Consider the following 7807-nt stretch of genomic DNA (forward strand, 5'->3'; position numbering starts at 1 on the left):
CACGCACGAACAGTTCGGCGGCTCCGATCCGACTCGCCTGTGCCGTCATGCCGCCAGGCGAAGCCGCGGATACACCCGCCGCGCGTTGCCCTCGTACACGGCCGCCGCGTCCTCGGGGCTCAGCTCCAGTGCGTCCTTCTTCCGGCGGGTGTCGTCGAAGTAATGGCCGGTTTGCGGGTCGATGCCGCGTACCGCGCCTACCATCTCCGAGCCGAACAGGATGCAGGCGTGGTCGATGACGTCGAAGAGCAGGTTGATGCCGGGCTGGTGGTACACGCAGGTGTCGAAGAAGACGTTGCCCATCACCGCGTCGTCCAGCGGCGGGCGGGCGAGCATGTCGGCAAGGCCGCGGAAGCGTCCCCAGTGGTAGGGCACCGCTCCCCCGCCGTGCGGGATCACGAACCGAAGTGTGGGGAATTCCTTGAACAGGTCGGCCTGCAGCAGCTGCATGAAGGCCGTCGTGTCGGCGTTGAGGTAGTGCGATCCGGTGGCGTGGAAGTTCTTGTTGGTCACCGCCGACACGTGCACCATCGCCGGCACGTCCAGCTCGACCATCGCCTCGTAGATCGGATACCAGCCCGGGTCGGTCAGCGGCGCCGACGTCCAATTCCCGCCGCTGGGGTCGGGGTTCAGGTTGATCCCGACAAAGCCGAGTTCCTCGACGCACCGCCGCAATTCCGGAACAGACCGCTGCAGGGGTACGTCCACAGCCTGCGGAAGCTGACCCACGCCGGCAAAGCGCGCCGGATACAGCTCACTCACGCGCGCGATGAGGTCGTTGCAGGCACGCGACCAGGCCGTGCTGATGCCGAAGTCGCCGACGTGGTGGCCCATCGCCGACGCGCGGGGCGAGAAGATCGTCAGGTCGATGCCGCGCTGGTCCATCAGGCGTAGCTGGTTGTCCTCGATCGACTCACGGATCTCGTCGTCACCGATCACCGGGTACGAACCGGCGTCACCGGCCAGCAGCGCCGCCCACCACGCGGTGTGTGCAGCCGGGGCGGTGGTGTAGTGCCCGTGACAGTCGATGATCATGTGGTCTCCCGGTTACGCAGCTCGATTAGCAGGTCACGGGCGGCAGCGGCGATGCGCGGCTCAACACCGAGCCCGGCAAGCTGGTCGGCCGCGGCGGTCATCTCGTCGGCGCGGCGCCGGGCATGGCGGTGGGTGCCGCCGACGAGGCGGTCGATGGTGCGCTCGTCGAAACCGGCGAGTTCGGCGCTGATGTTGGCGCGCAGCCAGTCGGCGCAGCCCGCCTTCTCGGCCGCGGCCAGCGCCTCCACCACGGCGGCGGCCAGGCCCTTGTAGAACACGCTGCGCAGCAGTTTGCGGGAGATGGCCTCGCCCGCCGGTCCGGGCTGCACGCTCACGTCCGCCCCGAACGCACCGAGGACCTCCGCGTAACGCTGTGCGCCCGGACCGGAAACCACCATGGGGGTCCGCAGGCCTTTGCCGGGCACCGGCGCCATCAGCGCCACATCGGCCACCAGCACACCGCGCTCACCGGCGCGCTCGGCCAGGGCGGCCTTGACGCCGGGTGCCGCGGTGTTGAGATCAGCCCAGATCACGCCGGGTTGCAGCGCCGTCAGCGACAGCTCCAGAGCGGGCAGCGCGTCGTGCGAGCTGTTCACGCTGAGCACCAGATCGGCATCGCGTACGGCATCGGCATCGTCGCGGCGCACCTGCACCCCGGACGGCGGCTCCCGCAGCGGGTCGAACCCGCGCACGTCGGCCCCTGCCGCGACCAGGTCGCTGGCAATCTCGCTACCGGCCTCGCCCAGTCCGAGGATCGCGATGGTCACGGCAGCCGGTCCACGTACTGCACGCCCAGCTCCTGCAGCAGCGGGCGCAGGTTGTACATGTCCAGCCCGAGCGTTCCCGACGCCAGCTTCTCGCGCTTGCCGGCCTCGCTGTCCAGCCGTGTGCGCGCCGCGGCGGCCACCTGGTTCCCGCTGGTGGACGGCAGGGCCACCACACCGTCGTCGTCGGCCACGACGATGTCGCCCGGCCGTACGAGCTGCCCGGCGGCGACCACCGGCACGTTCACCGAGCCCGAGCTGGCCTTCACCGTGCCCTGGGCGTGCACCGCGCGCGACCACACCGGGAACCCCATCTCGCGCAGCGTGGCGAGGTCGCGAACCCCGGCGTCGATGACCAGGCCGAGCACGCCGTGCGCGCGCAGCGAGGTGGCGAGCAGGTCACCGAACATGCCGTCGGTGGACGGTGAGGTGGTGGTCACCACGAGCACGTCCCCGGGGCGGCACACCTCGACCGCTGCGTGGATCATCAGGTTGTCGCCCGGGTGACAGGAGACGGTGATCGCGGAACCGGCGATCGTGGCACCGTTCTGGCGGGCCTGGATCGCCGGGCCGAGCAGCCCGGTGCGCCCGGCCGCCTCGTGCACGGTGGCCACCCCCGCGGTCCCCAGGGCGGCGATGGTCGCGGGATCACCCCGGTCGACCTCACGCACGACAAAATGGCCGGTCATCGGGACTCCTCGATGGAGGCGGGTGAAGCGCCGAACGTATCCACGTGCCAACAAGATTGTCAACAATGCTGCCGGAAGGTCGCGGGGGTGGGCGGCTTACGATGAGGCGCAGGGGGTGGCGATGACCGAGGTCCTGGAGCAGTTACGGGCGGCCATCCTGCGCGGCGACTTCGCCCCCCGGCAGCGGCTCATCGAGGCCGACCTGACCGAGCAGTACGCGACCAGCCGGTTCGTGTTGCGCAACGCCTTCACCCGGCTGGCCGACGAGGGGCTGGTGGAGCTGCAACCCAACCGCGGGGCCCGGGTACGCGAGACAACGGTCGCCGAGGCCATCGAGATCACCGAGATCCGGCGCGCGATCGAGGCGCTGGTGGCCGCGCGGGCAGCGGAACGGATCACCAGCGAGCAGCGGGCCGGACTGCAAGCGCTGGGTGAGCAGATGATCGCGGCGGTGCGCGAAGCCGACACGCTGGGCTACTCCGAACTCAACGCGCAGGTGCACGCGATGATCCGCTCGATCGCCGGGCACACCTCGGCCACGAGGATCATCGAGCAGTTGCACGCTCAGATGGTCCGCCACCAGTTCCGGCTGTCGCTGCGCCCGGGACGTCCGTCGGTGTCGCTGCCCGAGCACCTGGCCATCATCGAGGCGATCTGCGCGCAGGACCCGGTCGCCGCCGACCGGGCCATGCAGACCCACTTGAGCAGCGTGCTCGAAGCGTTGCGCAGCGGCTAAGGTGCGGGGAAGCGCACGATGCGGTCGTCGCCGTCGCGTTCGTCGCCGCGGCCGTCGGTGTTCGAAGTGGTCAGCCACAGCGCGCCGTCCGGGGCGACCGCCACGCTGCGCAGCCGGCCGTACTTGCCCTGCAGCTCGGCCTTCGGCTCGCCGATCGTGTCGCCTTGCAACGGCAGTGTCCACAGCCGTTCCCCGCGCAGCGCGGCCAGGTACCCGGTCGCGCCGGAGATTGCGAGGCCCGACGGTGAGGCGTCGTCGGTGGGCCAGGTGACCAGCGGGTTGGTGTACTTGCCGCCGCCGGTGTTGCCCTTGCCCTCGACCTCGGGCCAGCCGTAGTTGCGCCCCGGCTGGATCAGGTTGACCTCGTCGAGTTCGTTCTGGCCGAACTCCGAGGCGAACAGCCGGCCGTCGGCGTCCCAGGCCAGGCCCTGCACGTTGCGGTGCCCCAGGGAGTAGACCGGCGAGCCCGCGGCCGGGTTGCCCGGTGCCGGGTCGCCGTCCGGGGTGAGCCGCAGGATCTTGCCGTTGGGGCTGGCCGGGTCCTGTGCCCGCTCGGTCTGCGCGGCGTCGCCGGTGCCGGCGTAGAGCATGCCGTCGGGGCCGAACGCGATCCGGCCGCCGTTGTGGTTCCCGGCCTTCGCGATGCCCGTGAAGATCACCTCAGGCCGGCCGCCGCCGTCGTCCAGCGTGAACCGGGCGATGCGGTTGTCGTCGGCGGCGGTGTAGTAGGCGTACACGAGGTTGTCCTTGGCGAAGCCGGGTGAGACGGCCAGCCCGAGCAGGCCGCCCTCGCCGCCGGGTGTGACGCCGCTGACCGTGGTGATCTCCTGTGGATTTCCGCCGCCGGCGCGCACGCGCAGCACCTTCGCGGTGTCACGCTCAGCGACCAGCGCGTCGCCGCCGGGCAGGAAGGCCAGCCCCCACGGCACGTCCAGCCCCTGCGCGATCTGCTCGGGCCTGCCGAGATCCGGTGCGGGCTTTGCCTGCTCAGAGGGGGGTCTCGGCTGCGCGGAAGCGGGTGACGCAGGGCTCGGCGCGGTGGCCGACGGGACCGGCTGCGGGGCGGCGGCCGGTTCCGCTCCGCCGCTGCCGCACCCCGCGGCAGCACCCACCGTGACCAGCGCAAGTGTTGCACGCCACCTATTGACCGCAGTGCTGACCGCCATGGTGTTCCCTTCGGGTCCTATGCTTGACGCCGTCCTTCCCCGAGTACTTCACCAGCTAACGGAGAAAATCCGGGTAAAGGCACGTGATCACGCCGACGCAGGCGGCTGCGGTGGGTTGCGTACGATCGCTGAAGCTCGACCGCAGTCGCCATGATCGAAGGAGCAAGGTCCTGCTCACGCCAGCCGACATCCACAACATGGCTTTCAAGAAGCCGCCCATGGGCAAGCGCGGATACGACGAGGAAGACGTCGACGCCTTCCTCGACGAGGTCGAACAGGAGCTCATCCGCCTGCTCGAGGAGAACGCGAGCCTGCGCGACCGTGCCCAGCGCGGTGGCGGCCCCAGCCCGGCGGCCTCGACCATGGTCATCGACTCCGAACTCGCCGACCTCGCCGGGCAGCTCGAACGCCTGCAGAAGGCGCGCGCCCGCGCCGACGAGCACGCCCGCAGCATGCAGGCCCAGCTTGAGCAGGCCCGCGCCGCCGTGCCGTCCACCCCGCCGGCCAACCCGGCCGACGAGGAGCGGCTGGCCCGGGTGCTGATGATGGCCCAGCGCACCGCCGACGAGCACATGCGCGACGCCCAGCGCGAGGTCGACCAGTTGATCGCCGACGCGCAGCTCAAGGCCGAGCAGATCACCAGCGAGGCGCAGCTCAAGGCGGGCACCATCGAGGGCGACGCCCGGCGCAACCACACCGAGGCGATCAACAACCTGCAGACCGAGCGCGCCGCCCTGCTCGACGAGATCGAGCGTCTGGGCCAGCTCGCCCGCGGCTACCAGGAGGCCCTGGAGAGCCACCTCACGCACCAGCTCGAGGAGCTCAACAGCGCCGCTCCGTGAGCGTTCACCCCGGCAGCTCAAGCAACGCGGCGGCTGCCGGGGCGTCCACCTCACCGAGCGCCCGCACCAGGTGCGTGGTCCCACCCTGCGCGCGGGCCGCATCCCACACCGCGGCCGCCGCGGTCGTCCAGGGCGGGTCCGCGGGCGTGTGACCCCACGCCACCTGCCGCGCCGCCAGCTCTTTTTCCTCCGGTACGTCCACACCTGACGGTGTCCTGACCCCGCGCGCCCTCAGCAGGGCACCACCCTCGTTAGCGGCCCGGTAGGCGGCCCGCAGCTCCCGCTTGCCCAGGCTCAGCTGCTCGTCGAGGCTGAGCACGGCCAGCAGCACCGCCGCGGAGCCCACCGCCCGGCCGGTTCCGGGCGTCGCGGCGGCACCCGGTGGCACCGCGGCCGGCTCCAGCAGCATCGCTTGCCGGGCGGCTTCCAGTTCCAGGGCGACGAGCACCGGTCCGCCCGCCTTGTCCGCGCGGTGCAACAGCCGGCCCTTTAACCGGCTCGTCCACGCCGCGGCCCGGGTCCGCTCCTCAAGCGCCCCGACCTGGGACAGCAGGCCGAGCAGCGGGGTGTACGGCTCCCCCGGCAACCGCCTGACCAGCTCGGGCAGCGCGGCCACCACTGCCGCACCCCAGGGCGGGTCGGTGGGCGTGAACGCGGACTGCCGGCGTACCCACCAACGGGCTTCCCGCAACGACGCAGCGTCACCGGTCCCCTCGGCCCTGGTCCCGCCGCCCAGGTTTTCCAGCAGCACGCCCCGCGCGAGCGCCGCGGCTTGCTTGACCACCGCAAGGTCGATGATCTCGCGGCGTTCCAGCATCGCCTGGCGGTAGGCCGCCCGCAGGACATCGGCGGCGGGCTCGGTCAGCTGCACGGTCAGGCACCTCGATCTCAGGGTGGTGGTCCGGGTCCCACGATGATCTGTCATCTCCCGCCACGCCCGCACACCGGCCAGGCTCGGAGCATGACTTCGTTTCTGTTGCTGCACGGCGGCGCCGGCCCCGCCTCGATGACCGGCTTCGCGGATTACCTGGTGGCCGAGCGCCCCGCGACCGTGCTCACCCCCACGCACCCCGGTTTCGACGGCACCCCGTTTCTGCCCGGCGTCAGCGTTCCCGCTCTGGCCCGCCGCTACGCCACCCTGCTGGCCGAGCGCGAGCTGCACGATGTGGTCGTGGTCGGCAACTCCCTGGGTGGGTGGATAGCCGCCGAACTGGCCTTGCTCGCCGACCCGCGGATCACCGGCGTGGTCATCATGAACGCGGTAGGCATCAGCGTGCCCGGCCACCCGATCGCCGACTTTTTCGCGCTGAGCCTGCCCGAGGTCGCCGCGAAATCCTGGCACGACCCCTCGCTGTTCCGCCCCGATCCCGCCCGCCAGCACCTCGCCGCCGGCAACCGTGAGGCGCTGGCCCGCTATGCCGGGCGCGACATGGCCGACCCGCTGCTGGCCGCCCGGCTCGCCGCCGTCACCGTGCCCGCGCTCGTGCTGTGGGGGCAGAGCGACCAGCTCGCCGATCCCGGGTATGGGCGGGCCTACGCCGCCGCGATCCCCGGCGCGACGTACCAGCCGCTGCCCGCCACCGGGCACCTGCCGCAGCTGGAGAGCCCGGCGCTGACCCGGGCCGCGATCTGGGAGTTCGCCGACAAGCAATGATGAGCGGGTGGGAACTGATGGTGACACCGCCCGGCGCGCCGAACTGGCCGGCTTCCTCAAGACCAAGCGGGCGGCGCTGAGCCCGCAGCAGGCCGGGCTGGCGCCGGACGGCAGCCGCCGGCGTACCCCCGGATTGCGCCGTGAGGAGGTCGCCCAGCTCGCCGGGGTGGGCCTGTCCTGGTACACCTGGCTGGAACAGGGCCGCGCCATCGCCGCCTCCGAGCAGGTGCTGGGCGCGCTGGCGCGGGCGTTGCAGCTCACCCCGCCCGAACGCGAGCACCTGTTCCTGCTTGCCGGCTTCCAGTCGTTTCTCGACACGGGCGTGGACACCGTGGACGAGGGCACGGCGGCGCTGGTCGAAGAGCTGCTGCCGCACGCCGCGTTCGTGCTCGGCCCGCGTTTCGACGTGCTCGCGCACAACCGTTCGGCCGAGCTGATCCTCGGCGACCTGGTCACCGCCCCGGCGCACCGGCGCAACCTGCTGGTGTGGCTGTTCGCCGGAGCCGGCGACTGGACCGGCCTGAACGCCGCCTGGGAACAAACCGCCCGAGCCAACCTCAGCGACTTCCGCACCGAGTACGCCCGCCGCCCCGGCGACCCGGCCTATGTGGCGCTGGTCGAGGAGCTGCTGGGCTACCACGAGAAGGTCCGCGAGTGGTGGGCGGGGCACGAGGTGGCCACGCCGGAACCCCTGGCCAAGCAGATCCGGCACCCGAGGCTGGGGGCACTGAACCTGCTGCAGACGCAGAGCCGGCTGTCCCACCGCCCGGCCCTGCGTCTGCGCATCCTCGTCCCCGCCGACGAGACAACCCGCGCGAAACTCCCCTAGACGAGTAATTCCTAACCGCGGTTAGTGGTCGTAGGCGATGAGTGACCTGGTCACGGGCTGGCCGGTTGCCCGGTTGTGCCAGATTGCGGCGG

The 7807-nt window shown here is 71.5% G+C and carries 9 protein-coding genes; 4 read left to right on the top strand and 5 right to left on the bottom strand.

Annotated features, from left to right (window positions below; translation table 11 throughout):
• Positions 1–45: 45 nt before the first annotated feature.
• Genes TFC3_RS15365 through TFC3_RS15375 form a run of 3 tightly spaced genes read right to left on the bottom strand, consistent with a single transcriptional unit; the run spans position 46 to position 2488 of the window.
• The gene (locus tag TFC3_RS15365) at positions 46–1035 is read right to left on the bottom strand and encodes an amidohydrolase family protein (RefSeq protein WP_067500272.1); all 990 of its coding nucleotides are present in this window, start codon (positions 1033–1035) and stop codon (positions 46–48) included.
• Complete coding sequence (locus TFC3_RS15370; protein ID WP_067500274.1) at positions 1032–1802, bottom strand: NAD(P)-dependent oxidoreductase; 771 nt, start codon at positions 1800–1802, stop codon at positions 1032–1034. Before TFC3_RS15370 ends, TFC3_RS15365 begins: the two co-directional genes overlap by 4 nt.
• Positions 1799–2488 carry a 4-carboxy-4-hydroxy-2-oxoadipate aldolase/oxaloacetate decarboxylase gene (locus TFC3_RS15375; protein WP_067500276.1) on the bottom strand — a complete coding sequence of 230 codons (690 nt, stop codon included), beginning with the start codon at positions 2486–2488 and terminating at the stop codon, positions 1799–1801. Before TFC3_RS15375 ends, TFC3_RS15370 begins: the two co-directional genes overlap by 4 nt.
• A 121-nt stretch (positions 2489–2609) precedes the next feature.
• Between TFC3_RS15375 and TFC3_RS15380 the strand changes: the two genes are divergently transcribed.
• On the top strand, positions 2610–3224 hold the full coding sequence (locus TFC3_RS15380) for a GntR family transcriptional regulator (protein ID WP_067506745.1): 615 nt from the start codon (positions 2610–2612) through the stop codon (positions 3222–3224).
• Here TFC3_RS15380 and TFC3_RS15385 read toward each other — a convergent pair.
• A complete protein-coding gene (locus TFC3_RS15385; protein WP_236718139.1) occupies positions 3221–4153 on the bottom strand; it encodes a sorbosone dehydrogenase family protein in 933 nt (310 codons plus the stop codon). The genes TFC3_RS15380 and TFC3_RS15385 overlap by 4 nt on opposite strands.
• Before the next feature lie 347 nt (positions 4154–4500).
• Here TFC3_RS15385 and TFC3_RS40175 point away from each other — a divergent pair, with 347 nt between their 5' ends.
• Positions 4501–5232, top strand: a complete 732-nt coding sequence (locus tag TFC3_RS40175) for a DivIVA domain-containing protein (RefSeq protein ID WP_304438983.1) — start codon at positions 4501–4503, stop codon at positions 5230–5232.
• A gap of 4 nt (positions 5233–5236) precedes the next feature.
• On the opposite strand, the gene TFC3_RS15395 is transcribed toward TFC3_RS40175, so the two are convergent.
• The gene (locus tag TFC3_RS15395; RefSeq protein ID WP_067500280.1) at positions 5237–6103 is read right to left on the bottom strand and encodes a hypothetical protein; all 867 of its coding nucleotides are present in this window, start codon (positions 6101–6103) and stop codon (positions 5237–5239) included.
• A gap of 90 nt (positions 6104–6193) precedes the next feature.
• Between TFC3_RS15395 and TFC3_RS15400 the strand changes: the two genes are divergently transcribed.
• Together TFC3_RS15400 and TFC3_RS15405 are read left to right on the top strand one after the other, a co-directional pair.
• Positions 6194–6886: an alpha/beta fold hydrolase gene (locus TFC3_RS15400; protein WP_067500282.1), complete on the top strand. Its 693-nt coding sequence runs from the start codon at positions 6194–6196 to the stop codon at positions 6884–6886.
• Between the two features lie 7 nt (positions 6887–6893).
• A complete protein-coding gene (locus TFC3_RS15405) occupies positions 6894–7715 on the top strand; it encodes a helix-turn-helix transcriptional regulator (RefSeq protein WP_067500284.1) in 822 nt (273 codons plus the stop codon).
• Positions 7716–7807: the final 92 nt, after the last annotated feature.

The organism is Actinoplanes sp. TFC3 (assembly GCF_001553785.1).
Lineage (GTDB): Bacteria > Actinomycetota > Actinomycetes > Mycobacteriales > Micromonosporaceae > Actinoplanes.